19 protein-coding genes are annotated in these 25,685 nt (G+C 72.3%); 13 read left to right on the top strand and 6 right to left on the bottom strand.

The annotated features are described in order from the left end of the window. Positions 1–28 precede the first annotated feature (28 nt). From ACZ4TG_RS14470 to ACZ4TG_RS14450, 5 genes are all read left to right on the top strand, one after another. A complete protein-coding gene (locus ACZ4TG_RS14470; RefSeq protein ID WP_468162336.1) occupies positions 29–2,296 on the top strand; it encodes an MMPL family transporter in 2,268 nt (755 codons plus the stop codon). A gap of 47 nt (positions 2,297–2,343) precedes the next feature. Then, entirely contained in the window at positions 2,344–2,898 is a 555-nt protein-coding gene (locus tag ACZ4TG_RS14465; RefSeq protein ID WP_468162334.1) for a GNAT family N-acetyltransferase, read from the top strand. 111 nt (positions 2,899–3,009) lie between these two features. Next, on the top strand, positions 3,010–3,636 hold the full coding sequence (locus tag ACZ4TG_RS14460) for a hypothetical protein (protein ID WP_468162332.1): 627 nt from the start codon (positions 3,010–3,012) through the stop codon (positions 3,634–3,636). Between the two features lie 253 nt (positions 3,637–3,889). Further along, positions 3,890–4,057, top strand: coding sequence for a hypothetical protein (locus tag ACZ4TG_RS14455; RefSeq protein WP_468162330.1), 168 nt, complete (start codon positions 3,890–3,892; stop codon positions 4,055–4,057). Positions 4,058–4,139: 82 nt separating this feature from the next. After that, on the top strand, positions 4,140–7,202 hold the full coding sequence (locus ACZ4TG_RS14450) for a helix-turn-helix transcriptional regulator (protein WP_468162328.1): 3,063 nt from the start codon (positions 4,140–4,142) through the stop codon (positions 7,200–7,202). Here the strand turns inward: ACZ4TG_RS14450 and ACZ4TG_RS14445 are convergent. The 3 genes from ACZ4TG_RS14445 to ACZ4TG_RS14435 form a co-directional block, all read right to left on the bottom strand. Continuing rightward, positions 7,199–7,372 (bottom strand): DUF6191 domain-containing protein, encoded by a 174-nt coding sequence (locus tag ACZ4TG_RS14445; protein WP_468162708.1) that lies wholly within the window; start codon positions 7,370–7,372, stop codon positions 7,199–7,201. The two genes, ACZ4TG_RS14450 and ACZ4TG_RS14445, sit on opposite strands and share 4 nt — an antisense overlap. 42 nt (positions 7,373–7,414) lie before the next feature. Further along, positions 7,415–8,626 (bottom strand): PQQ-dependent sugar dehydrogenase, encoded by a 1,212-nt coding sequence (locus ACZ4TG_RS14440; RefSeq protein ID WP_468162325.1) that lies wholly within the window; start codon positions 8,624–8,626, stop codon positions 7,415–7,417. Between the two features lie 351 nt (positions 8,627–8,977). Beyond that, a complete protein-coding gene (locus ACZ4TG_RS14435) occupies positions 8,978–9,985 on the bottom strand; it encodes an aldo/keto reductase (protein ID WP_468162323.1) in 1,008 nt (335 codons plus the stop codon). Positions 9,986–10,058: 73 nt separating this feature from the next. Between ACZ4TG_RS14435 and ACZ4TG_RS14430 the strand changes: the two genes are divergently transcribed. The 6 genes from ACZ4TG_RS14430 (at position 10,059) to serA (ending at position 19,861) form a co-directional block, all read left to right on the top strand. Then, positions 10,059–11,006, top strand: a complete 948-nt coding sequence (locus ACZ4TG_RS14430; protein WP_468162321.1) for a 2-hydroxyacid dehydrogenase — start codon at positions 10,059–10,061, stop codon at positions 11,004–11,006. Between the two features lie 275 nt (positions 11,007–11,281). After that, the gene (locus tag ACZ4TG_RS14425; protein WP_468162319.1) at positions 11,282–14,161 is read left to right on the top strand and encodes a putative bifunctional diguanylate cyclase/phosphodiesterase; all 2,880 of its coding nucleotides are present in this window, start codon (positions 11,282–11,284) and stop codon (positions 14,159–14,161) included. Positions 14,162–14,388: 227 nt separating this feature from the next. Further along, positions 14,389–16,275: an acetolactate synthase large subunit gene (locus tag ACZ4TG_RS14420; RefSeq protein ID WP_468162317.1), complete on the top strand. Its 1,887-nt coding sequence runs from the start codon at positions 14,389–14,391 to the stop codon at positions 16,273–16,275. Between the two features lie 31 nt (positions 16,276–16,306). Beyond that, positions 16,307–16,831 (top strand): acetolactate synthase small subunit, encoded by a 525-nt coding sequence (ilvN, locus tag ACZ4TG_RS14415; protein WP_468162315.1) that lies wholly within the window; start codon positions 16,307–16,309, stop codon positions 16,829–16,831. A 148-nt stretch (positions 16,832–16,979) separates the two neighbouring features. Next, positions 16,980–17,981 (top strand): ketol-acid reductoisomerase, encoded by a 1,002-nt coding sequence (gene ilvC, locus ACZ4TG_RS14410; protein WP_468162313.1) that lies wholly within the window; start codon positions 16,980–16,982, stop codon positions 17,979–17,981. Between the two features lie 290 nt (positions 17,982–18,271). Further along, positions 18,272–19,861 carry a phosphoglycerate dehydrogenase gene (gene serA / locus ACZ4TG_RS14405; protein WP_468162311.1) on the top strand — a complete coding sequence of 530 codons (1,590 nt, stop codon included), beginning with the start codon at positions 18,272–18,274 and terminating at the stop codon, positions 19,859–19,861. Between the two features lie 66 nt (positions 19,862–19,927). Here the strand turns inward: serA and ACZ4TG_RS14400 are convergent, their stop codons facing one another. Further along, positions 19,928–21,469 carry an MFS transporter gene (locus ACZ4TG_RS14400; RefSeq protein WP_468162309.1) on the bottom strand — a complete coding sequence of 514 codons (1,542 nt, stop codon included), beginning with the start codon at positions 21,467–21,469 and terminating at the stop codon, positions 19,928–19,930. Positions 21,470–21,558: 89 nt separating this feature from the next. On the opposite strand from ACZ4TG_RS14400, the gene ACZ4TG_RS14395 reads away from it, so the two are divergent. Then, positions 21,559–22,143 (top strand): TetR/AcrR family transcriptional regulator, encoded by a 585-nt coding sequence (locus ACZ4TG_RS14395; protein WP_468162307.1) that lies wholly within the window; start codon positions 21,559–21,561, stop codon positions 22,141–22,143. Here ACZ4TG_RS14395 and ACZ4TG_RS14390 read toward each other — a convergent pair. Further along, positions 22,133–23,107, bottom strand: a complete 975-nt coding sequence (locus ACZ4TG_RS14390; protein WP_468162305.1) for an NAD(P)-dependent alcohol dehydrogenase — start codon at positions 23,105–23,107, stop codon at positions 22,133–22,135. The two genes, ACZ4TG_RS14395 and ACZ4TG_RS14390, sit on opposite strands and share 11 nt — an antisense overlap. 126 nt (positions 23,108–23,233) lie before the next feature. Continuing rightward, entirely contained in the window at positions 23,234–24,517 is a 1,284-nt protein-coding gene (locus ACZ4TG_RS14385; protein ID WP_468162303.1) for a helix-turn-helix domain-containing protein, read from the bottom strand. A gap of 199 nt (positions 24,518–24,716) precedes the next feature. Between ACZ4TG_RS14385 and ACZ4TG_RS14380 the strand changes: the two genes are divergently transcribed. Next, entirely contained in the window at positions 24,717–25,643 is a 927-nt protein-coding gene (locus ACZ4TG_RS14380; protein WP_468162301.1) for a proline dehydrogenase family protein, read from the top strand. Positions 25,644–25,685: the final 42 nt, after the last annotated feature.

Genomic DNA, 25,685 nt, shown 5'->3' with positions numbered 1-25,685 from the left:
GATCCGAACCACCAGGGAGCACGTTCCGTTGGCAGCAATCGCACGGTGGTGCATGCGGCACCGACTCGTCACCGTCCTGATCTGGCTGCTGGCCCTCGGTGGCTCCGCCGCGGCCGCCGGCACGGCCGGATCGGCGTTCTCCAACGACTACGAGGTCCCCGGCACCGAGGCCGCCAAGGCCAACGCCCTCCTGCGCGAGGGCTTCCACGGCCAGGGCGGCGACACCGACACCGTCGTGTGGCGGACCCCCGAGCACCAGAGCGTCCGCACTCCCGCCGTGGAACAGCGCATGACCCGGGCGCTGGACGCGATGGCCGGGCTTCCCGGCGTCGGCTCGGTCAGCGGCCCCTACGGCCCCGCCCCCGAGAACCGCGCCCGCATCAGCCCCGACGGGCGCACCGCCTACGCCGTGATCACCTTCGACCGGCAGGCCGACTCCGTCCCCAAGGCCCAGGCCCAGGCGGTCGTCGACGCGGCGAAGAACCCCGCAACCGAGGCCGACGGCCTACAGGTCGAGCTCGGAGGCCGCGCGATCGGCCTGACCGAGACCCCCAGCGCCCACCTCGCCGAGGTCATCGGCGTCGCCATCGCCGCCGTGGTCCTCTTCCTCGCCTTCGGGTCGCTCGCCGCGAGCCTGCTGCCCATCGCGACCGCCCTGGTCAGCGTCGGCACCGCCTACTTCGGCATCACCCTGCTCGGACACGCCATGCCCGTCGCGGACTTCGCCCCGATGCTCGGCACCCTCGTGGGCCTCGGCGTCGGCATCGACTACGCGCTCTTCATCGTCACCCGGCACCGCAAGGGCCTCAAACGCGGCCTCCCGGTCGAACAGGCCGCGGCGGGGGCCGTCGCCACCACCGGCCGCGCCGTCGTCTTCGCCGGGGCCACCGTCTGCATCGCCCTGCTCGGCATGCTCGTGCTCAGGCTGAACTTCCTGGACGGCGTCGCGATCGCCGCCTCCCTCACCGTGGTCCTGACCGTCGCCGCCTCGGTCACCCTGCTCCCCGCCCTGCTCTCGTACATCGGCACGCGCGCCCTCTCGCGCCGAGAACGCCGCAAGCTCGCGCACGAGGGCCCACAGCCCGAGCCGCCCACCGGGTTCGCCGCCCGCTGGTCCGCCTTCGTCGAACGGCACCCCAAGCCGCTCGGCGTCGTCGCCGCCGCGGTGATGGCGGTACTGGCGCTGCCGACCTTCGCGCTCCACCTGGGCACCTCCGACCAGGGCAACAACCCCGCCGCCTCCACCACTCGCAAGGCCTACGACCTGCTCGCCGACGGCTTCGGGCCCGGCACGAACGGCCCGCTCGCGGTGGTCGCCCGACTGGACGGAGCCGGGGACCGGGTCGCCGTCGACCGGCTGGCCGAGGCCCTCCGTACGGCCGACGGCGTGACATCGGCCGGCCCGGCCGTCTTCAACCGGAGCGGGGACACCGCCGTACTGACCGTCGTACCGGACTCCGCCCCGCAGTCCCGGGCCACCAGCGAGCTCGTCGACAGGCTGCGCCAGGACGTCGTCCCGCACGCCGCGAAGGGCAGCTCGATGGAGGTGCACGTAGGCGGAGTGACGGCCGGCTACGACGACTTCGCCGAGGTGATCATCGGGAAGCTGCCGCTCTTCGTCGGGGTGGTCATCGCCCTCGGCTGCGTCCTCCTGCTGCTGGCCTTCCGGTCCATAGGGATCCCGGTCAAGGCCGCCGCCATGAACGTCGCGGCCGTCGCCTCCTCCTTCGGGGTGGTCGTCGCGATCTTCCAGTGGGGCTGGGGCAGCGAATCGATGGGCCTGGGCAGCGCCGGACCCATCGAGCCGTTCCTTCCCGTGATCATGGTCTCGGTGCTCTTCGGACTGTCCATGGACTACCAGGTCTTCCTCGTCAGCCGGATGTACGAGGAGTGGCTGGAGACCGGGGACAACAAGCGGGCCGTCCGCGTGGGCCTCGCCGAGACCAGCCGCGTGATCAACTCGGCCGCCGTCATCATGATCTCGGTCTTCCTCGCCTTCGTGCTCAGCGGCGACCGGATCATCGCGATGTTCGGCATCGCGCTCGCCGCGGCCGTCGCACTCGACGCCTTCGTCCTGCGCACCCTGCTGGTCCCGGCGCTCATGCACATGCTCGGCGGCGCGAACTGGTGGCTGCCCGCCTGGCTGGACCGCAGGCTCCCGCGCATCAGCATCGAACCCCCGGAATGCCGTACGCGTGGGGCACTTCCGGCCCCGCGGGCCGGTGCCGGTGCCGGCGCCGTCAGCGTCAGCGTCACCAGCGAGGATGTCGCCGAGCGCGCCACCGCGTCCCGGTGACCCGGCGTCCCGCCGTTCCGCCGTCCGACACCCAGGGAAGAAGCCGCATGTTCTCGACAGACCTCGCCGACGACGCCCAGCTGTTCCCGCTGGAGATCAGGCACGCCGAGGAGTTCCTGGCCCACATGGACCGCGGCCGCGAGTACATCGGAGAGCACATCGCCCTTCCCGACTTCGCCGCCGACCTCGACTCGGCGCGCGCCTACCTCACCGCCTACGCGCAGAAGACGGCCACCGACACCGGACGCCTCTACGGGATCCGGGTCGGCGGGAAGCTCGTCGGCGGGGTCCTCTTCCGCGTCTTCGGGGCCGACACCGGCAACTGCGAGCTCGGCTGCTGGCTGGAGCCGTCCGCGGCAGGCCGGGGCCTGATCACCAAGGCCTGCCGGATCCTGATCGACTGGGCGGTCCACGAGCGCGGCATGCACCGGGTGGAGTGGCACGCGTCCCGCGCCAACACGAGGAGCATCGCCGTCGCGGAGCGCCTCGGCATGACCCGTGAGGGCGTCATGCGGCAGAACTACCTGTACCGGGGCGTCCGTACGGACACCGAGGTCTGGGCCGTCCTCGCCCACGAGTGGCCCCCGGCCGCGCGGGCCTGATCCCCGCCGGGTGACCCGCCCGGGCCCGCGTCCCAGCTGGGCAGACGTCCCTGCGGGGGCCGCCCGGACCCTCTCAGGAACCTCTCAGAAACGCCGCCTACGGTGCCCCGCATGGACACCACGAAGACCCCCGCCCCCACCGCTCCCGAGGCGGACGCCGCCGAGGACAAGGCGGCAGCGAACACCCCGGCCGACACCGGGGCCGAGACCAAGGGGGCCGACTCCGCCGCCGAGCCGGCGGCCGAGCCGCTCGCCGGGTCCGGTGAGGACCGCGACGAGAACCGCGACGAGAACCGCGACGAGGAGCTCGACGGCGAGGACGGGGAGAGCTCCGAGCCGGTCGGCGCAGTCGGCGCGGCGGCCTCCGCGATCGTCGCCGCGGGACTGGGCGTCGTCGCCCTCAGCGGCAGCTGGGTCTCCCGCGTCGTCGCCGAGCGGCAGAACCTCGTGAACCAGCTCGACCTGACCTCCGGCGCCGACAACAACGCGAAGATCGCCGCCCTGTACAGCGCTCCCTGGCACGCGACGGCCTTCGTCAACGGGGTCTTCTCCGCCCTGTCCCTGCTCCTCGCCGTCTTCGTCCTGGCCCGCCCGGCCTTCGGGGTCCCCGGCCGCACGCTCCCGGCCTGGATCCGCTCCGTCGCCTGGGCCGCCGTGGCGCTCGGCGTCCTGGGCGCCCTGCTCTCCGCGCTCATGTACTTCGACCTCCTCCTCCCCGCGCCGACGACCGCCGGCTAGGCCCTCCACCCCCTGACGTACGGCCCCGCCTAGGCGCCCGGCCTGCCTCCGGCGCCCTGCCTAGGTACCCGGCCCGCCTCCGGCGCCCTGCCTAGGCACCGCCTTAGTCCGCCTCAGGGGCCCACGGCCCCGGACTAAGGCCCGCCGGCCCGCGCAGATGCGGCATGCGCCCGATGTGCCGACACCCCCTGGGAAGCGAATCTTGGATCACACCGAACGAGGTGCCCGAGAAAGCCCGACCAGGGAGTACGAGATGTTCGAGTACGAGATCGCCACCGCCCGCCGCGCCGACCTCATCCGCGAGGCCGCCGAGTACCGGCTGGTCCAGGAGGCCAAGAAGGCGCGCCGCAGCTCCTCGCGAAGCCAGGAACCGGAAAGGGCGGTGAGGAGCCACCGCAGCCGCTTCACCCGCGCCGCGTAAACGGCTCGGCGCGAGCCGCGTGGACCGGTACGTGATGAGAGGCGTACGCATAACCAGTGCCGTTGAGCAGGGCCTCTGTGCGATGCTCGGCGACGTGGAGACCAGATCTGTCAGCCCGGTGTTCGTCGGCCGAGCCGACGAACTGGCCATACTCGTCGATGCCCTGACCCGCGCTGCGGGCCAGGAGCCGCAGGCACTGCTCATCGGGGGCGAGGCCGGAGTCGGCAAGACCCGGCTCACGGAGGAGTTCCTTTGCGAGGCCGCCCGCCACGGCGCGGTGGTGGCCGTCGGGGGCTGCGTGGAGATAGGGGCGGAGGGGCTTCCCTTCGCCCCCTTCTCGACGGCGCTGCGCAGCCTGCGCCGTCAGCTCCCCGAGGAACTGGCCGCCGCGGCCGCCGGCCAGGAGGACGAACTCGCCCGGATCCTCCCCGAACTCGGCGACACCCCCAGGGGCCCGCACGACGAGGAGAGCACCGCCCGGCTCTTCGAGCTGACGGCCCGGATGCTGGAACGGCTCGCCGCGGACCGCACCGTCGTGCTCGTCCTGGAGGACCTGCACTGGGCCGACACCTCCACCCGGCACCTCCTCGCCTACCTCTTCCGCACCCTCGGCACCGGCCGCCTCGTCGTCGTGGCCACCTACCGGGCCGACGACATCCACCGCCGCCACCCGCTGCGCCCGCTCCTCGCCGAACTGGACCGGCTCCGTACCGTTCAGCGGATCGAACTGCCCCGCTTCAACCGGGCCGAGGTACGCCGCCAGCTCGCCGGCATCCTCGCCTCGCAGCCCGACGAGGCCTTCGTGGAAACGGTGTTCGACCGCTCCGACGGCAACGCCTTCTTCGTCGAGGAACTCGTCGCCTCCCGCGAGTGCGGCTGCCGCACCGGACTCACCGAATCCCTGCGCGACCTGCTGCTGGTGCGCGTCGAGGTGCTCCCGGAGGCCGCCCAGCGGGTGGTCCGGATCGTCGCCGAGGGCGGCTCCACCGTCGAGTACCCGCTGCTGCGCGCCGTCGCGCAGCTCAGCGAGGACGAGCTGATCGAGGCCCTGAGGGCTGCCGTCGGCGCCAACATCCTCCTCGCCACCCCCGACGGGGACGGCTACCGCTTCCGCCACTCGCTGGTGCGCGAGGCCGTCAGCGACGACCTGCTCCCCGGCGAGCGCGCCCGTGTCAACCGCCGCTACGCCGAAGCGATGGAGGCCGACGAGACGCTGGTCCGCGCCGCCGAGCGCGTCATCCGGCTGGCCAGCTACTGGTACTACGCCAACGACGTGGCCAAGGCCCTCCCGGCCGTCCTCGCCGCCTCGGTGACCGCCCGCCGCCGGCACGCCTACTCCGAACAGCTGAGCCTGCTGGAACGGGCCATCGACCTGTGGGACAGCGTCCCGGCGGAGATCCGCGAAGCCCTGCGCCCCGCGGACTACACCGACGTGTACCCGCCCTGCGGCTGCGACCCGCAGTCCACCCCGCTCCAGCGCCTCGACCTGCTGGCCGAGGCCACCGTCGCCGCCCGCTTCGGCGGCGAACGCGAACGCGCCCTGAAACTCACCAAGACCGCGCTGCGGATGCTGGAGGAGGACGAGGACCCGCTGCGGGCCGCCTGGTTCTGGACCGAGCGCTCCCGGCTCGTCTCCAGCCTCGCCCGCGGCGACGGCTGGGCGGAGATAGCCCGGGCCCAGGAACTCGTCCGGGGGCTGCCCCCGTCCCAGGTGCACGCCGAGGTACTGGTCCGGGTCGCGGACTGGGGCATGCTCCACAACCCCGGCCCCGACAACCTCGCCGCCGCCGAACGCGCCGTGGAGTACGCGCGCACGCTCGGCGTCGAGGACATCGAGCTCAACGCCCGCATCACGGTGGCCTGCCTGTGCATCGACTCCGGGGACATCGAGACCGGCCTCGCCGAGCTGAACACGGTCAAGCACCGGGCCATCGAACTCGGACTGGTCGTACTCGCCGGACGCGCCCACATCAACCTCTCCTCCCACCTGGAAGCTCTGGGCCGGTCCGGGGAAGCCGTGGACGTGGCCGAACGGGGCACCGAACTCGTCGGCAGATCAAGGCTGCTGGACTCCGAAGCCTGGGTCCGCGGCAATTTGGCGGAGAGCCTCTACAGCCTCGGCCGCTGGGACGAGGCCGCCGAGGAGGCCCGGCAGACCCTCCGGGTGGGCCAGAGCGCCGCCCCGCGTGCCGCCGCGGCCGCACGCCTGTCCTACCTGGCGCTGGCCCGCGGCGAACTGACCGAGGCCGCCAACCAGCTCGCCACCGCCCGCGGCTACTTCGGCACCCACGACGGCCAGCCCCAGCACCGCCTGCCGCTCTACCGGCTGGCGGTCGGCGTCGCCGCGGGCGAGGGCCGGATCAACGACGTCCGGAGCCACCTCGCCGAGGCCATCGCCTACGGGTTCCCGCCCGGCCAGCACCGCTACGCTTGGCCGCTGCTGCTCGCCGCGGCCACCGCCGAGGCCGACGCCCGGGGCCTGCCGGCAGCCGACACCGGCCGGGAGGCCGCCCTGCTGGCGATGCGCACCGCCGCCCGCGCCCTGGCGACCCCGGTACCGGTGTGGGCCGCGCACTCCGAGTACGTCCGGGCCGAGCTGCTGCGCGCCGAAGGCGCCGACACCGTCGCCGACTGGACCGCCGTCGAGCAGGCCGTCCGCCCGCTGGAGCGCCCGTACCTGCTGGCCCGGGCCCGGCACCGGCTCAGCGAGGCCCTGCTGGCGTCCGGCGGCGACCGGGACGCGGCCGCCTGCCTGCTCCGCGAGGCCCACGCCACCGCCGACCGGCTGGGCTCCCGCCGCCTGCGCGAGGACCTCGCCCTGCTGGCGCAGCGCGCCCGGCTCCCACTGGCGGCCGCCGAGCCGCACCGGGCCCCGCCCGTACCGGAGACCGACCCGGTCGAGGCGCTCGGCCTGACCAGCCGCGAACGGGACGTCCTGCGCCTGGTCGCGACGGGCAGCACCAACCGCCAGATCGCGGAGGAACTCTTCATCTCCCCGAAGACGGCCAGCGTGCACGTCTCGAACATCCTGGCCAAGCTGGGCGTGGCGGGCCGCGGCGAAGCGGCCGCCCTCGCCCACCGGCTAAGGCTGTTCGGCCCGGCCGCCCAGCCGGCCGCAACGGCCCCCGGGCACGCGACGCTCTAGTCCGGGGGCTGCTCGGCCGGGCGTATGAGGACCTTGCCGGAGTCGAGGTCTATGGGACCCCGTCCCGGATCGCCGTCGCCGACGTCGGTCCGGGACAGCTCCAGCCGCTTCAGCTCGTCGTCCGTGTGCTTGCGTCCCGGGTTGAACAGCTCCTCGATCATGTTGAACACAGCATCCACCGCGCCTTTCGCCCCCATCCGGGGGGTCGCCGGTTACTGCACCGTAAGTGTCAGGATCCTGTCGTCGCCCGCTTCCGGCGACCCGCGCCCGTCCGTCTCGCTCGTGACCAGCAGCAATGTGTTCCCGCCGAGCGGGACGACGGTCCGCAGGCGGCCGTACTGGCCCTGGAGGAAGGCCTCCGGCTCGGCCGCCGCGGCCGTCCCGGCCAGCGGGATCCGCCACAGCCGCTCACCCTTGAGCCCCGCCATCCAGATCGACCCCGCGGCCCACGCGATCCCGCTGGGCGAGGCGTCGTCGGTCTTCCACACGGCGACCGGGTCGCGGAAGCCGGGTCTGCCGGCCTTCCCCTCGGCCTCCGGCCAGCCGTAGTTGGCACCGGGCTCGATCAGATTCAGCTCGTCCCACGTCTTCTGGCCGAACTCGGCGGCCCAGAGCCGCTTGTCCTTGTCCCAGGCGAGGCCCTGCACATTGCGGTGCCCGTACGAATAGACGACCGAGTCCGCCTCCGGGTTGCCGTGCACCGGATCCCCGTCCGGGGTCATCCGCAGGATCTTGCCGCCGAGGGACTTCTTGTCCTGGGCCAGCGCGGTGTCACCGGTCTCCCCGGTGCCGGCGTACAGCATCTTGTCCGGGCCGAAGGCGATCCGCCCGCCGTTGTGGATCATGCCCTTCGGGATGCCACGGAACACGGTGTCGGGTGCTCCCAACTGCTGCCCGGGGGCTCTCTGGTCGTCATAGCGCAGCCGGGCGATGCGGTTGTCGGACTCGGTCGTGAAGTACACGTACACCAGCCGGTCCGAGGCGAAGCCGGGGGACAGGGCGAGGCCCAGCAGGCCTCCCTCGCCGCCCGGGGCCACCCCGGGGACCTTGCCGATCTGCGTCACCGCACCCGTGCCGGCCTGCACGCGGCTGATGGTCCCCTTGTCCCGCGAGGCGACGAGCAGGTCTCCGCCGGGCAGGGCGGCGACGCCCCACGGGGACTCCAGGCCCTTGGCGACCTCGCCCGTCACCGTGACGGACCCCTTGGCGGGCGGGGCGGACGCGGCCGGGGACCCGGAGGGGCTCGCCGAGGGGCCCGGGGACCCGCCCGCCGGGGACGCCGCACCCGGTGGCAGATGGCCCGGCCGGGCGGCCTCACCGCCCGGCGGCGAGCAGCCGGCCGCCAGCAGAGCCCCGCACCCGGCCAGGGCCACTGCCGCCAGGACCGCCCGGGGCCTGCCGCGCGGGCCGTCGTACGCGCTCATGGGCCGAGGCGGCCCGTCCTGCCGGTCGTCCCGCTGCCGCGGGCCCTCCTGCAACGGCCGCCCCCGCCCGCCGCGGACCTGCCCCTGTCCCCGTCCACCCGGTGCGCCCAGCCCCTGCCCCTGTCCGCCCCGTGCTTCCAGCCCCTGCCACAGTCCGTATCGCATCGCACTGTCCCCTTCCGGTGCTCCGACCGCTCGTGCCTTCCATCCGACTCAACACCGGCGGCAGCACCCGAAGTTCCGCCGCTCGTACACTCGATCGAGTGGATGCGGCGGCCGCCCCGGACAGCCGCACACCAGCGCCCGAGCCACCCCGGCTCAGCCCCGGCCCACCCCCGGCTGACCCCCGGCTCAGTCCCAGGCTCCCACCGCGGTCGGCAGCCCCGCTATCTCGGCCAGGTCCCCGGCCGACAGCCGGACCTCCGCCGCCCGGGCGTTCTCCGCCGCCCAGCACGCCCGCTCCGCGCCCGGCACCGGCACCACGTGCGGCCCCTGCGCCAGCACCCACGACAGCGCCACCTGCGCCGCAGTGACCTCCGGCCCGTGCCGCCGCGCCACCCGCCGCAGCCCCGCCACCAGCACCTGGTTCGAAGCCATCGCCTCCGCTGTGAACCGCGGATGCCTGGCCCGGACGTCCTGCGACTCGAACCCCGCCCCCGGCCGCAGCGTCCCGGTCAGGAACCCGCTGCCCAGCGGCATCGCCGCCAGCAGGCCCACCCCCCGCGCTGCGCACCACGGCAGCAGCTGCCACGCCGCCTCCGGCGACCAGACCGACAGCTCCGCCTGCACCGCGCTCACCGGGAACACCTGCTGGGCGCGCTCCAGGTGCCCCAGGGTCGAGCGGTACCCCCGGTCCCCGCGCCGCCCCGCGCCCGGCCCCGCTCCCGCGCCCAGCGCGCAGAAGCCGAGCGCCCGTACCTTCCCCGCCCCCACCAGCTCCGCCATGGCGCCCCAGGTCTCCTCCACCGGCACGTCCGGATCCACCCGGTGCAACTGGTACAGGTCTATGACATCGGTCCGCAGCCGCCGCAGCGAGGCGTCGCAGGCCCGCCGCACGTAGCCCGGCCGCCCGTCCGCCACCACGTGCTGCTCGCCCGCGCGCAGCCCCACCTTGGCGGAGACGAAGGCCTCCGCGCGCCGCTCCCGCAGCACCCGCCCCAGCACCAGCTCGTTGGTGAACGGCCCGTACACGTCGGCCGTGTCCAGCAGGTTCGCCCCGAGGTCGAGCGCCGTGTGCAGGGTCCGCAGCGACTCCTCGCCGCGGCGGTGCGAAGGCGCGTACGCCCAGCTCATGGGCATGCAGCCGAGCCCGATGGCGCCCACCCGCAGCGCCCCCGCCCCGATCGACCTGCGCTCCACCTCTGCGTCCCCCTCCCGGTCCGGCCCTCAAACTAACGGCTCGATCCGGATCCCTTGGCATAGCCTCGTGATCATGACTGCAACGACCGCGGACGTCTGGCTCCCCTTCCCCGCCGAGGAGATCGACGGCCTCCCCGACTCCTTCCGGTACCGCCACTGGGACGGCGAGGACGAGTTCCCGGCCGATCCGGGCGCATGCGTCTTCTACGTGACCCCCTACATGAAGTCCCCGGCGGTGACCCTGCGCCCGCTCCCGCAGATGCCCGCACTGCAGATCCTGCAGACCCTCACCGCGGGCATGGACCACGTCCTGGGCGGCCTCGGCGACCTGCGGCCCGGCGTCCGGCTGTGCAACGCCCGGGGCGTCCACGAGGCGAGCACCGCCGAACTGGCGCTCACCCTGACCCTCGCCTCGCTGCGCGGGATCCCCGGCATGGTCCGCGGCCAGGACCGGGAGGAGTGGCGCTTCGGCTTCTACGAGGCCCTCGCCGACAAGTCCGTCCTGATCGTCGGCTACGGATCGGTCGGCGCGGCCATCGAGGACCGGCTCGCCCCCTTCGAGTGCGGGCGGATCGCGCGGGTGGCGCGCTCGGCGCGCAGCACGGCGCGCGGCCCGGTGCACGCCCTCGCCGACCTGCCGCGACTGCTCCCCGAAGCCGATGTGGTGATCCTCTCCACCCCGCTCACCGACGCCACCCGGGGACTGGCCGGCGCCGAGTTCCTGAGCCGGATGAAGGACGGCGCCCTGCTCGTGAACGTGGCGCGCGGGCCGGTCGTGGACACCGGGTCGCTGCTGGCGGAGCTGGAGTCGGGCCGGCTGCGCGCGGCGCTCGACGTCACCGACCCGGAACCGCCGCCGCCGGGGCACCCGCTCTGGAAGGCGCCGAACGTCCTGATCACGCCACACGTGGGCGGCAGCAGCTCCGCGTTCGAGCCCAGGGCGAAGCGGCTGCTGGCCCGCCAGCTGACCCGGTTCGCCGCCGGGGAGACCGTGGAGAACACGGTGCTGATCACCGGGTGAACGCGGGAAGGCGCACGCTCCGCAATCATGTGAACGCGGGCCGTGTCCCCAACTCCCCTCTTGGTGACGGAGCGTAGAGGAACTATGTCACTGAGTGACGAAAGTGGTGTATCGTCCGGAACAAGGGGCTGCGCCACGAACGTCTGGCGCTGGGGAGTGATCGGACACTTTGGGGGGCGACGGGCGATGCACGGCCAATGGACGAACAATCCGACGCGGCAGAGCCGCCGCAGGCGACGATGGGGCGCTCCGAAACAAGCCGACGAGGGGGACCGGTGAGCGCCCCGGGGGCGGCGCTCCTGACCCGGTCCCCGATCACGGACGGCGGCGGCAGGGGCCTGGCGGCGCAGCTCCTCCTCGCGGTGGTCAGCGGCGGTTACGCCGTGGGAGCCGCCCTTGGCTGGGGATCGGACGAAGTCGCCAAGATCATGGGCGACTTCGGGCTCAGCACGGCCGGATTACTCGCCGCGGTCTCCTGCTACCACTACGCGCGGACGATCGACCGGCGCGAGCGCCCCGCCTGGCTGATGTTCGCCTTCTCCTCGCTCATGGGCGCCCTCGGGAACGCGGTCTGGGGCTGGTACGAGGTCATCCTCGGCCAGGCCGTCCCGGAACCCTCCCTCGCGGACTTCGCCTTCCTGTGCTTCGCACCGCCCGCCATCGTGGGCCTGCTCGTCCTCGCCAAGCGCCCGGTCACCCGCGCCGGCTGGGTCTGCCTCGCGCTCGACTCCTGGCTCATCGGCGGTTCGCTGCTGACCCTGTCGTGGAGCCTGGCCCTCGCGAACGCCGCGCGCAGCGCCCAGTCGGGCGCCCCCGGCAGCGTCCCGCGCGCCGCGCTGTCGCTCGCGTACCCGCTCCTCGACATCGCGCTCGTCTCGATGGTCCTGGTCCTGCACTTCCGCCGCTCCGCGAACAACCGCTCCGCCGTCAACACGGCCATCGCGGCCCTCGCCCTGACCGTCCTGAGCGACGCGCTCTTCACCTCGCCGCTGCTGAACACCACGTACCGCTCCGGCGAGATCCTCGACGCCGGCTGGTTCGCGGGCTCCCTGCTGCTCGCGTACGCCCCCTGGGGCGCGCGCCGGGCCGAGCCCGACGAGCCGCGCCCGCGGCTCCCGCGCGCGGACCGGCCGCACAGCCGTCCCATCACCGGCTCGCTGCCCGCCCTGACGCCGTACCTCGCCGCCGCGGTCTGCACCCTCGGCATCCTGTACAACGTCGTGGACGGCCGGAAGGTGGACCGCATGGTCGTCTTCACCGGCTGCACGGTCGTGCTCGCCCTGGTCGTCCGGCAGGGCATCATGCTCCTCGACAACATCGCGCTGACCCAGGAACTGGCCCAGAAGGAGAACCACTTCCGCTCCCTGGTCCAGGGCTCCAGCGACGTCATCATGATCGCCGCTCCCACCGGAACCCTGCGCTACGTCAGCCCGGCCGCCGCCGGGGTCTACGGCCGCGAGGCCGAGGAACTGGTCGGCACCGAGCTCGCCACCCTGATCCATCCCGACGACCTCGGCCGCGTGGTCCACGAGGTGCGCCGCTTCCTGGCGGCGCCCCCGGCCGAGGAGCCCACCACCCGCATCGAGTGCCGGTTCAAATCGGGCGGCGGCGAGTGGCTCAATGTCGAGTCCACCGTCAACCGCCACCAGGGCGGGCTGATCCTCAACAGCCGGGACGTCACCGAGCGGGTCCGGCTCCAGGCCCAGCTCCAGCACAGCGCCGAGCACGACCCCCTGACCGACCTGCCCAACCGGGCCCTGTTCACCCGCCGGGTCCGCCAGGCCCTGAACGGCCGCCGGGCCGGCGACCACAGCACCGCCGTGCTCTTCATCGACCTCGACGGCTTCAAGGCGGTCAACGACACCATCGGCCACCAGGCCGGCGACGAGCTGCTCGTCGAGGCCGCCCACAGGCTCCAGGACTCCGTCCGGGCCGGCGACACCGCCGCCCGGCTCGGCGGCGACGAGTTCGCCGCGCTGATCGCGGGCGACGGCAGCCGCGACCGCAGCGCCCGCGAGTACCAGGTCCACGAGATCGCCGACCGGCTGCGCACCACCCTGTCCCAGCCCTACCGGATCGCCGGGAGCGAGGTACGGGTCGCCGCGAGCATCGGCGTGGCCTTCGCCGACCCCGGCATCACCCCTTCGGACCTGATGCGCAACGCGGATCTCGCGATGTACCGGGCCAAGGCGGGCGGCAAGGACCGCGTCGAGCTGTACGCGCCGCAGATGCAGGCCGAGGTCGTACGCAAGGCCGAGCTGGCGGGGCGGCTGCGCACCGCGCTCCACGAGGGCGAGTTCGCCCTGCTGCACCAGCCCGTGGTCTCCCTGGCCACCGGCGAGGTGACGGCCGTGGCCGCGCAGGCCCGCTGGCGCTCCGCCCAGGGGATCCTCTTCACCCCCGCCGAATTCCTGCGGGTCGCCGAGTACGGCGAGGGCCCGCACGGCGCCGGTCCGGACGCCTCGCGCACCGCCGAGCTGGGGCGCTGGCTGCTGGAGGAGGCCGTGGAGCAGGCCACCGAGCGGCACCGGGCCGGGCACGACGTGCCGGTGACCGTCCGGATGACCGCCCAGCGGCTGCTGGACCGCGCCGTGCCGATCGGTTCCCTGGAGGCGCTGCTGAACCGCCACGGGCTGCCCTCCGGGTCGCTGGTGATCGAGCTGGCGGACAGCGACCCGAGAGTGCCCTTCGACGAGCTGGAGCGGCGCCTGGCGGCCTTGCGCCGACTCGGCGTCCTGATCGCCCTCGACGGCTTCGGCAGCGGTTACGCGGCCATCAGCGCCCTCCGCCGCCTCCCGGTGGACATGCTGAAGCTGGACCGGGGCCTGGTCGAGGGCGTGGTCGAGTCGGCCCGCCTGCACAAGATCACCGCCGGGTTGTTGCGGATCGCAAACGACCTGGGCATGCAGTCCGTGGCCGACGGCGTCGACCTGCCCGAGCAGGTGATGGCCCTGCGCGCGATGGGGTGCACCCACGGCCAGGGGATGGCCTTCTCGGGACCACTCGACGAATACAGGCTGCGACGCGCGCTCGTGCGCGGTACGTTCCCAGTACCGGGCGGTACAGCCCAGCCGGCCTTGGCCGGTGGCTCGTCCAGTGGCTCAATGGTCATCCGTAGAGGCTCAAATAATGAGACGCCCGTCCCACCCGCTTGACATCCCCCTCCCGCCGGAGGGAGGGTCAGTGCCATGCGCACCCGAATTCTCGTACTTGGAAAGCGCGTCGGCTGAAGCTGGGACCTGCATGTCCCCGATTCACACGCCCGACGCGCTCCCCTCGCTTGCCTCCCGGCACGAGGGGTTTTTTGTTGCACTGGCACACGCCCCCGGACCCCGTCCGGAGGATCCCCGCTCCTCGTAAAACCCTCAGCTTCGAGAAGAGAATGCCGATGACCGAGCAGGCCACCGGGGCCCACCATCCGCAGCCGCGGCCCCGTACGGGCGGACAGCAGTCCGCCGCAGTTGAGCACGTCACGGGTGCGCAGTCCCTCATCCGCTCTCTCGAAGAGGTGGGGTGCGACACCGTCTTCGGGATCCCGGGCGGCGCCATCCTCCCGGCTTACGACCCGATGATGGACAGCAAGAAGGTCCGTCACATCCTGGTCCGCCACGAGCAGGGCGCGGGCCACGCCGCCACCGGCTACGCGCAGGCCACCGGCAAGGTCGGTGTCTGCATGGCCACCTCCGGCCCGGGCGCCACCAACCTGGTCACCCCCATCGCCGACGCGCACATGGACTCCGTCCCGCTCGTCGCGATCACCGGCCAGGTCTCCTCCAAGGCGATCGGCACCGACGCCTTCCAGGAGGCGGACATCGTCGGCATCACGATGCCGATCACCAAGCACAACTTCCTGGTCACCAAGGCCGAGGACATCCCGCGCACCATCGCCGAGGCCTTCCACATCGCCTCCACCGGCCGCCCCGGCCCGGTCCTGGTCGACATCGCCAAGGACGCCCTGCAGGCGAAGACCACCTTCTCGTGGCCGCCGTCGCAGGACCTCCCGGGCTACCGGCCGGTCACCAAGCCGCACGCCAAGCAGATCCGGGAGGCCGCCAAGCTGATCTGCGCGGCCAAGCGCCCGGTCCTGTACGTCGGCGGCGGCGTGATGAAGTCCGGCGCGACCGCCGAGCTGAAGGTCCTCGCGGAGCTGACCGGCGCCCCGGTCGCCACCACCCTGATGGCGCTCGGCTCCTTCCCCGACAGCCACCCGCTGCACGTCGGCATGCCCGGCATGCACGGCAGCGTCACCGGCGTCACCGCGCTGCAGAAGTCGGACCTGCTGATCGCGCTCGGCACCCGCTTCGACGACCGCGTCACCGGCAAGCTGGACAGCTTCGCCCCCTTCGCCAAGGTCATCCACGCGGACATCGACCCGGCCGAGATCGGCAAGAACCGCGAGGTCGACGTCCCGATCGTCGGTGACGCCCGCGAGGTCATCGCCGACCTGATCCAGGCGGTCCAGGCCGAGCACACCGGCGGCAACGCCGGCGACTACACCGCCTGGTGGAAGGACCTCAACCGCTGGCGCGAGACCTACCCGCTGGGCTACGACCTGCCCGCGGACGGCATGCTCTCGCCGCAGCAGGTCATCCAGCGCATCGGCGAACTCGCGCCGAAGCACACCATCTACGCGGCCGGCGTCGGCCAGCACCAGATGTGGGCCTCGCACTTCGTCAACTACGAGGAGCCCCGCACCTGGCTGAACTCCGGCGGCGCCGGAACCATGGGCTACGCGGTCCCGGCCGCGATGGGCGCCAAGGTCGGCATGCCGGACCGCACGGTCTGGGCGATCGACGGCGACGGCTGCTTCCAGATGACCAATCAGGAACTGGTCACCTGCGCCCTGAACAACATCCCGATCAAGGTCGCGATCATCAACAACGGTGCGCTGGGCATGGTCCGCCAGTGGCAGACGCTGTTCTACAACCAGCGGTACTCCAACACCGTCCTGCACGCGGACGAGACCGGCCACGACACGGTGGGCTCCCAGCTCGGCGAGTCCGTCGCCCCGCGCAAGGGCACCCGCGTCCCGGACTTCGTCAAGCTGTCCGAGGCCATGGGCTGCGTCGCGCTCCGCTGCGAGGACCCGGCCGACCTCGACAAGGTCATCGCCGAGGCCAACGCGATCAACGACCGGACGGTGGTCATCGACTTCATCGTCCACGAGGACGCCATGGTGTGGCCGATGGTCGCCGCCGGCACCTCCAACGACGAGGTCCTGGCAGCACGGGGCGTCCGTCCCGACTTCGGCGACAACGAAGACGACTGAGCCGAGAGAGCCTGAGAGAGAGAACGACCACATGTCCAAGCACACGCTCTCCGTCCTGGTCGAGAACACGCCCGGCATCCTCGCCAGGATCGCCGCGCTGTTCTCCCGCCGCGGGTTCAACATCGACTCCCTCGCGGTCGGCGTCACCGAACACCCCGACATCTCGCGCATCACCATCGTCGTGAACGTCGAGGACCTCCCGCTGGAGCAGGTGACCAAGCAGCTGAACAAGCTGGTCAACGTGCTCAAGATCGTCGAACTGGAACCGCACAGCGCCATCGAGCGCGAACTCGTTCTGGTGAAGGTCCGCGCCGACAACGAGACCCGCTCGCAGATCGTCGAGATCGTCCAGCTGTTCCGCGCCAAGACGGTCGACGTCTCCCCGGAGGCCGTCACCATCGAGGCCACCGGCGGCACCGACAAGCTCGGCGCGATGCTGAAGATGCTGGAGCCCTTCGGCATCAAGGAACTCGTCCAGTCCGGCACGATCGCCATAGGGCGCGGCGGACGGTCCATCACGGACCGCAGCCTGCGCGCGCTCGACCGCAGCGCCTGACCGACCGCCCCGCCGGTCGCCCGACCGATCGCCCGGTGGGCAGTGCGCCGCGAGTCGGCGCTCTGCTCGCATGGCGAGACCGAGAAACTCACATTCCGTTCCCCGCCGTACGGTGGGAGCAACACACGCGCACCAAGGAGATATCCCAGTGGCCGAGCTGTTCTACGAGAACGACGCCGACCTGTCCATCATCGCGGGCCGCAAGGTCGCGGTCATCGGCTACGGCAGCCAGGGCCACGCCCACGCGCTGTCGCTCCGTGACTCCGGCGTCGACGTCGTCGTCGGCCTGAAGGAGGGCTCGAAGTCCAAGGCCAAGGCCGAGGAGCAGGGCCTGAAGGTCGTCCCCGTGGCCGAGGCCGCCGAGTGGGCCGACGTCATCATGATCCTGACCCCGGACCCGCTCCAGGCCGAGATCTACGAGGAGTCCATCAAGGACCACCTCAAGGACGGCGACGCCCTCTTCTTCGGCCACGGCTTCAACGTCCGCTACGGCTTCATCAAGCCCCCGGCCAACGTGGACGTCGCCCTGGTCGCCCCCAAGGGCCCGGGCCACCTCGTCCGCCGCCAGTACGAGGAAGGCCGCGGCGTGCCCTGCATCGCCGCCGTCGAGCAGGACTACTCCGGCAACGCCTTCGCCCTCGCGCTCTCGTACGCGGCCGGCATCGGCGGCACCCGCGCCGGCGTCATCAAGACCACCTTCACCGAGGAGACCGAAACCGACCTGTTCGGTGAGCAGGCCGTTCTCTGCGGTGGCGCCTCCGCCCTGGTCAAGGCCGGTTTCGAGACCCTGACCGAGGCCGGCTACCAGCCGGAGATCGCGTACTTCGAGTGCCTGCACGAGCTGAAGCTCATCGTGGACCTCATGTACGAGGGCGGCCTGGAGAAGATGCGCTGGTCGGTCTCCGAGACCGCCGAGTGGGGCGACTACATCACCGGCCCCCGCATCATCACCGACGCCACCAAGGCCGAGATGAAGAAGGTCCTCGCGGAGATCCAGAGCGGCGAGTTCGCCAACACCTGGATGGCCGAGTACAAGGCGGGTCTGCCGAAGTACAACGAGTACAAGAAGGCCGACGAGGCCCACCTGCTCGAGACCACCGGCAAGAAGCTGCGCAAGCTGATGAGCTGGGTCGACAACGACGAGAGCTGATCTCGACGCGGCGGGGCCGGGACGGCGAGTCCCGGCCCCGCCGCACTTCCGCGCCCCGGCGGTCCGCCCGGCCCGCCGTTGTGGAGGGCTCCGGCGGCGTGGATTGGCCACCCCGGCCAATCTCGGAAGGGTGATCCTTCCGGACAGGCGGAATCCCGTACCGGATCCGCCACTACACTGCTCAACACAACGCGTCAGGCCCACAGTGTCGTGCGTCTTCCACGCGGCTACCCCCTCCACCGCCTGCGGCCGTCGGGACGGCCGTCCGCACTGGACTTGTGAGGACCCACGTGAGCTCGAAACCTGTCGTACTCATCGCCGAAGAGCTGTCGCCCGCCACGGTGGACGCGCTCGGCCCGGACTTCGAGATCCGGCACGTCAACGGAGCCGACCGCGCGGAGCTGCTCCCCGCGATCGTCGACGTCGACGCGATCCTCGTCCGCTCCGCCACCAAGGTCGACGCGGAGGCCATCGCGGCCGCCAAGAAGCTGAAGGTCGTCGCCCGCGCCGGTGTAGGACTCGACAACGTCGACGTCTCCGCCGCCACCAAGGCCGGCGTGATGGTCGTGAACGCCCCGACCTCCAACATCGTCACCGCCGCCGAGCTCGCCTGCGGCCTGCTCGTCGCCACGGCCCGCAACATCCCGCAGGCCAACACCGCCCTGAAGAACGGCGAGTGGAAGCGGAACAAGTACACGGGCGTCGAGCTCAGCGAGAAGACCCTGGGTGTCGTCGGCCTCGGCCGCATCGGCGTCCTGGTCGCCCAGCGCATGTCGGCCTTCGGGATGAAGGTCGTCGCGTACGACCCCTACGTACAGCCCGCGCGCGCCGCCCAGATGGGCGTCAAGATGCTGACGCTGGACGAGCTGCTGGAGGTCGCCGACTTCATCACCGTGCACCTGCCCAAGACCCCCGAGACCCTCGGTCTCATCGGGGACGAGGCCCTGCACAAGGTGAAGCCGTCCGTGCGCATCGTCAACGCCGCCCGCGGCGGGATCGTGGACGAGGCCGCGCTGTACTCGGCCATCAAGGAGGGCCGCGTCGCCGGTGCCGGCCTCGACGTGTACGCGAAGGAGCCCTGCACGGACTCCCCGCTCTTCGAGCTCGACCAGGTCGTCTGCACCCCGCACCTCGGCGCGTCCACGGACGAGGCCCAGGAGAAGGCCGGTGTCTCGGTCGCCAAGTCGGTGCGCCTCGCCCTCGCCGGTGAGCTCGTACCGGACGCGGTCAACGTCCAGGGCGGCGTCATCGCCGAGGACGTCCGTCCGGGCCTGCCGCTCGCCGAGAAGCTCGGCCGCATCTTCACCGCCCTCGCGGGCGAGGTGGCGGTCCGCCTCGACGTCGAGGTCTGCGGCGAGATCACCCAGCACGACGTGAAGGTGCTGGAGCTCTCCGCCCTCAAGGGTGTCTTCGAGGACGTCGTCGACGAGACGGTCTCCTACGTCAACGCCCCGCTGTTCGCCCAGGAGCGCGGTGTCGAGGTCCGCCTGACCACCAGCTCGGAGTCCCCGGACCACCGCAACGTGGTGACCGTCCGCGGCACGCTCTCCGACGGCCAGGAGGTCTCGGTCTCCGGCACCCTCGCGGGCCCGAAGCACCTTCAGAAGATCGTCGGCATCGGCGAGTACGACGTGGACCTGGCGCTGGCCGACTTCATGGTCGTGCTGCGCTACGCCGACCGCCCCGGCGTCGTCGGCACCGTCGGCCGCATCCTCGGCGAGGGCGGTCTGAACATCGCGGGCATGCAGGTCGCCCGCGCCGAGGCGCACGGCGAGGCGCTCGCCGTCCTGACCGTGGACGCCGAGGTCCCGGTGAACGTCCTCGCGGACATCTCCGCCGAGATCGGCGCCGTTTCGGCGCGCACGGTCAGCCTCGGCTGACCTTCCAGCACGACAGGGAAAGGGCCCGGGGCAGACCCCGGGCCCTTTCGCGTTGTCGTACGAGGCTCAGACCGCGAGTGCTTCGTGCGCCTCGGCCGGCTCCTCCGCGGCGGGGGCGGGAGCCGCGATCCCCCGCATCAGAGCCAGCGTGACCCCCGCCGCCGCGAGGAGCAGAAGCGTTCCGCCCCAGGCCGCGTACTGCATGCCGTGGACGAACGCCTCCCGGGCCAGCGTCAGCACCTGCCGGCCCGCCTCCCCGCCGAGCTGCTGGGCGGTGGCGACCGCCCCGCCCAGGGTCTCCCGGACAGCGGGCTGCGAACCGGCCAGGTCGCCGCGGTAGACCGCGGTGCCGAGGCTGCCCAGGACGGCCATGCCCAGCGCCCCGCCGAACTCGGCTCCCGTCTCCAGCAGAGAGGCGGCCGAGCCGGCCTTCTCGGCGGGGGCGGCGCCCAGCGCCATGTCGCCGACCAGGGACATCACGGTGACGATGCCCGAGGCCAGCACCCCGGCGCCGACGAGCAGCAGCCACAGGGAGTCCGTACCGACCAGGCCGATCAGGGCGAACCCGGCGGCGCCGAGGACGAAGCCGCCCGCGATGACGTGGGCCCGGTCGGTCTTCTGGGCCAGGGCCGCGCCGACGGGGGCGGCGGCGCCGATGGCGAGCGAGGGGGCGAGGCTCCAGAGCGCGGCCTCCAGGGTGCCCATGCCGAGCACCGACTGCAGGTACTGGGTGGTGAAGTAGGCCGAGCCCATCACGGCGAAGGCCGAGACGCTCTGGAGCCCGATGCCGGCGCCGAAGCCGCGGCTGCGGAACAGGGCCCGGCTGACCATGGCGTCCTCACGGGTGCGCTGGCGGCGCAGGAAGACGTACCCGAAGCCCAGGCCCACGGCGAGGCTGGCCAGGTAGAGCGGCTCGAAGCCCTCGGCGGCGATCTCCTTGAGGCCGTAGACCAGCGGCAGCACGGCGGCCATCGACAGCGGCACGCTCAGCAGGTCGAAGCGGCCGGGAGCCGGGTCCTTGAACTCGGGGACGAGCACCGGGACCAGGACCAGCAGGAGCAGCATCGCGGGGACGTTGATCAGGAAGACCGAGCCCCAGTGGAAGTGGTTCAGCATGACACCGCTCATGACGGAGCCGAGGGCGATGCCGCCGGTCATGGCGCCGGACCAGATGGCGATGGCCTTGCCGCGCTGCGCGGCGTCCTGGAAGAGGTTGCGTACGAGGGCCAGCGTGGACGGCATCAGGGTCGCGCCGCCGACGCCGAGCAGGACCCGGCAGGCGATCAGCATGTCGGCGCTGGTGGCGTAGCCGGCGCCGATGGAGGCGAGGCCGAAGGCGGTCGCGCCGATCAGCAGCAGCTTGCGGCGGCCGATCCGGTCGCCGATCGAACCCATCGTGATCAGCAGCCCGGAGAGGGCGAAGGCGTAGCTGTCGAAGATCCAGAGCTGCTGGGTGGCGCTCGGGTCCAGCTCCCGCGTGATGGCGGGGATGGCGAAGTAGAGGACGGAGACGTCCATCGAGACCAGGAGCAGGGGCAGCAGCAGGACGGTGAAGGCGGTCCATTCGCGGCGGCCGGCGAGGCGCGCTGAGGCAGCGGGGTTCGTCATGAGCAGTAATGTACAAGCGTCATAAACGCTTGTCTAGTACGGCTGTTTGGAACGTATGTATATGACGCTTGTCTTGCTAGGCTTCCGGCATGGGACATCGTGAAGATCTGCTGGTGGGCGCCAAGAAGTGCCTCCTGGAGAAGGGTTTCGTGCGCACGACCGCGCGGGACATCGTCAACGCCTCGGGCACCAACCTGGCGTCCATCGGCTACCACTACGGCTCGAAGGACGCCCTGCTGACGGAGGCTTACATCGCGCTCGTCCAGCAATGGGGCGACGCCTTCCAGGGCAGCGAGGTCGGCGAGGACGGTTCGCTGGAGCGCTTCCGCGCGGTGTGGGAGGGCGTGCTGTCCGGGCACGAGGAGTCGGGGCCGCTCTGGTCGGCCAGCATGGAGGTCGCCCTGAGCGGCGACCGCCTGCCGGAACTGCGCAAGCTGCTCGCCGCCTCGCAGGGCGAAGGGCGCAAGGGCATGATCGCGATGATGACCGGGCGGCCCGAGGAAGAGCTCACCGAGCGCGACGTGCGCACGCTCGGGGCCTTCTACCAGGCGCTGCTGAACGGCCTGATGATCCAGTGGCTGTTCGACCCGGAATCGGCGGCCACCGCCGAGGAGTTCACCGAGGGCATGCGGCGGGCCGCCGAGGGCCTGCTGGGCGGGCCGGTCACACCGTGATGGTGACCTTCGCGCGGGCGTGCTCCACCTCGACGTAGCGGATGGCGTCGGGCACCTCGCGCAGCGGGTACGCGCGGTCGACGACCGGGGTGAGGGCCCCGGACACGGCGAGTTCCCCGAGCGTCGCCAGGTTCGCGCGGCCCGGGGTCGCCGTGAGCACGAGCAGGCGCCGGCGGGTGAAGCGGGACAGCGCCTGCCCCCGGAGGAGGAGCCCCATCGGCCCGAACAGGCTGCCGCCCTCGAAGACCCCGCCGCCGGACAGGACGAGCGTCCCCGCCGGGGTCAGGGCGCGCCGGCACTCGGTCAGCGTGCGGTTCCCGACCAGGTCGAGGACGAGGTCGTGGCGCACACCGGTGCGGGTGAAGTCCTCCCGGGCGTAGTCGATGACGTGGTCCGCGCCGAGCGAGCGGACCAGGTCCGCGTTCCGGGCGCTGCACACTCCGGTCACCTCCGCGCCGAACGCCTTCGCGATCTGTACGGCGAACGTCCCCACGCCTCCTGACGCACCGTTGATCAGGACCCGCTGCCCCGCCCGTACGCGCCCCAGGTCCCGCAGGCCCATGAGGGCGGTGTTGCCCGCCAGCGGCAGCGCGGCCGCCTGTTCGAAGGTCAGGGCGGCCGGCTTCGGCTCCACCACGCCCTCGGGAGCGCACACGTACTCGGCGAACGCCCCTTCGGCCTCGCCGAACACCTCGTCACCGGGGCGCAGTCGCCGCACGTTGCGGCCCACCGCCTCCACCCGGCCCGCGAAGTCCGTGCCCCGGATCCGCGCCTTCGGCCTGCCGAGCCCGAGCACCAGGCGCGCCACGTACGGATCGCCCCGCATGAGGTGCCAGTCGCGGGCGTTGACCGCGGCCGCGTGGACCCGTACGAGCACTTCGTGTTCGGCGGGCTCCGGCCGGGGAACCTCCCGGAGCTCCAGGACGTCGGGTGAGCCGTACCGGTCCTGGACGATCGCCTTCATCGGGTCTCCGTACTGCACCGGTCGGGTGCGGGATCGATCGGCCGGCCGGGGGCAGGCGCTGCCCGTGACGGTAGGCGAGCGGATCCGGACACGGCTATCGGGGACCGCCCCTAAGGGACGGCGCGCTCAGCCGAGACGCGCCGCCTTGAGGGACATGTGGAGCAGCAGCCGGTCCTCGCCCTCGTCCAGGTCGAGCCCCGTCAGCTGCTCCACCCGGCCGAGCCGGTAGTACAGGGTCTGGCGGTGGATCCCCAGGGCCGCCGCCGCCCGCCCGGCCTGGCCGGCGCAGTCCAGGAACACCTCGGCGGTGCGGGCCAGCTCCCGGTGCCCGGGGCCCAGCAGCGCCCGGGTCGCGGGGTCGTCCGCCGGGTCGGCGGCCAGCGTCGCCAGCATCCGGTACGGCCCGATCGCCGACCAGCGCGCCACCTGCCCCAGCCGCGGCTGCGCGGCCGCCGCCCGGGCCGCCGCCGATGCCTCGGCCCAGGCGTCGCCGAGGGCCGTCAGCCCGCGCCGCGGCTCGCCGATCCCGGCGGCGGCGGGAGGCCCGCCCGGGTGCGGGCCCGGGCGCGGGAGCAGCCGGGCGGCCATGGTCTCGGCCGGGGTGAGGGCGTCCGCCGAGCGGAGCCTGACCAGCACGGCCAGGGCGGTCCGGCCGGGGCCCGCGCCCCCGTCGGCCTCCCGGTCCGGCCCGGGGGGACGCTCCCCGCCCCGGCCCCCGGTGCGGCCCGGCTCACGGCCCGGTCCCGCCTCACGGCCCGGCTCGGCCTCGCGCCCCGGCCAGGGCCACGGCGCCACGCACACGGCCGCCGCGCCCGGTACCGACCCCGGGGCCTCCCCGGCCCACGGCGTCAGGCACACCACCGCGTGCAGCCCCTCCCCGTCCGGGCCCAGGGCGGAGCGCAGCGCCGCGACCGCCATGTCCTGCTGCCAGCCCCGGCCGGCCGTGAGCGCCGCGCGGAATTCCCTCGACAGGTCGGCGCCGGCCTTGGCCTCCTCCGCGAGCAGGATCCCGATCCGCTGGGCCACCTCCATGGCCGCGGCCAGCGCCGCCGGGCCGGGCTCCGCCTCCGAGCCGGGTTCCGCGTCCAGGAGCCACACGTACCCCTGCACGATCCCGCGGTAGCGCACCGGCAGGCAGATCCGGCCCCGGAAGACCCCCGCGTCGGGGGCCGCCGGAATCCGGACCGGCCCGGTGGCGCGGGCGATGCCGAAGCCCTCGAACCAGGACCGGACGGCGGCGGTGGACTGCCGGGTCAGGATCGAGCGGGTGCGTACGGGGTCCATGGCCAGATCGTCGTCGCTGTCGTGCGCGCCGAAGGCGATGAGGCGGAAGTCCCGGTTCTCCAGCGTCGCCGGGGCACCGAGCAGTGCCGAGATCTCGTCCACCAGGTCCTGGTAATCGCCCTTCACCCGGCCATTCTCCCACTCCCCGCACGGGTCTTCAGACATCTGTATGAGATGTCCGGCACGGATGCGTGACAGCTGTCGATAGCAGAGGATCGTGGGGATCCTTAGGTTTCACGGTGGTTTTACTTGCGTTTCTCTTACGTCTGACGCCACGCCGGCGGCGGATCGTATGTCTGCTTCTGCCACCCGTTGGAGGTGCCCCGTGCTGGGTCCCGCGATCCTCGCCGCTTCGCGCAGCGACAAGATGCGCCGAATCGTCTCTGCCGCCCCGGTGACCAAGCCCGTGGTGAACCGGTTCATCCCCGGTGAGACGGTCGACCAGGTCATCCCGATCGTCGAGGACCTCACGCGGAAGGGCCTGGAAGTCACGCTCGACGTGGTCGGCGAGGACATCACCGCCGTGGAGCAGTCCCACGCCGCGCGGGACGCCTATCTGGAGCTCATCGAGCAGCTGGCCGTCCTGGGCCTGGGCGAGACGGTCGAGATGTCGGTCAAGCTGTCGATGTTCGGCCAGGCGCTGGAAGGCGGCCACGAACTGGCCCTCGCCAACGTCCGCCCGGTCGTCGAGGCCGCCGCCGCCATCGGCACCACCGTCACCCTGGACGCCGAGGACCACACCACCCTCGACTCGATGTTCGCCATCCACGAGGAGCTGCGCCGGGACTTCCCGCAGACCGGCTGCGTGATCCAGGCCTACCTCTTCCGCACGGAGGCCGACGCCCGCCGCCTGGCCGCCGCGGGCAGCCGCGTCCGGATCGTGAAGGGCGCCTACAAGGAGCCCGCCGAGGTCGCGTACCAGGACAAGGCCGAGATCGACAAGGCGTACGTCCGGATCATGAAGATCCTGATGGACGGCGAGGGCTACCCGATGATCGGGTCCCACGACCCGCGCCTCATCGCCATCGCACAGGAGCTCGCCCGCACGGCCGGGCGCAAACTGGACGAGTACGAGTTCCAGATGCTGTACGGGATCCGCAGCGAGGAGCACCTGCGGCTGGCCGCCGAGGGCCACCGGATGCGCGTCTACACCGCGTACGGGACCGACTGGTACGGCTACTTCATGCGCCGCCTGGCGGAGAAGCCGGCCAACCTGCTCTTCTTCCTCCGCTCGATGATCACCAAGAACTAGGTCCAGAACCAGGTTCAGAACTAGCTCAAGGAGTTACCAGCC

The sequence above is a fragment of the Streptomyces sp. NPDC028314 genome (assembly GCF_055565795.1).
Note: the sequence above shows the minus strand (reverse complement) of the source record. Positions and strands in the feature narration are given on the sequence as shown.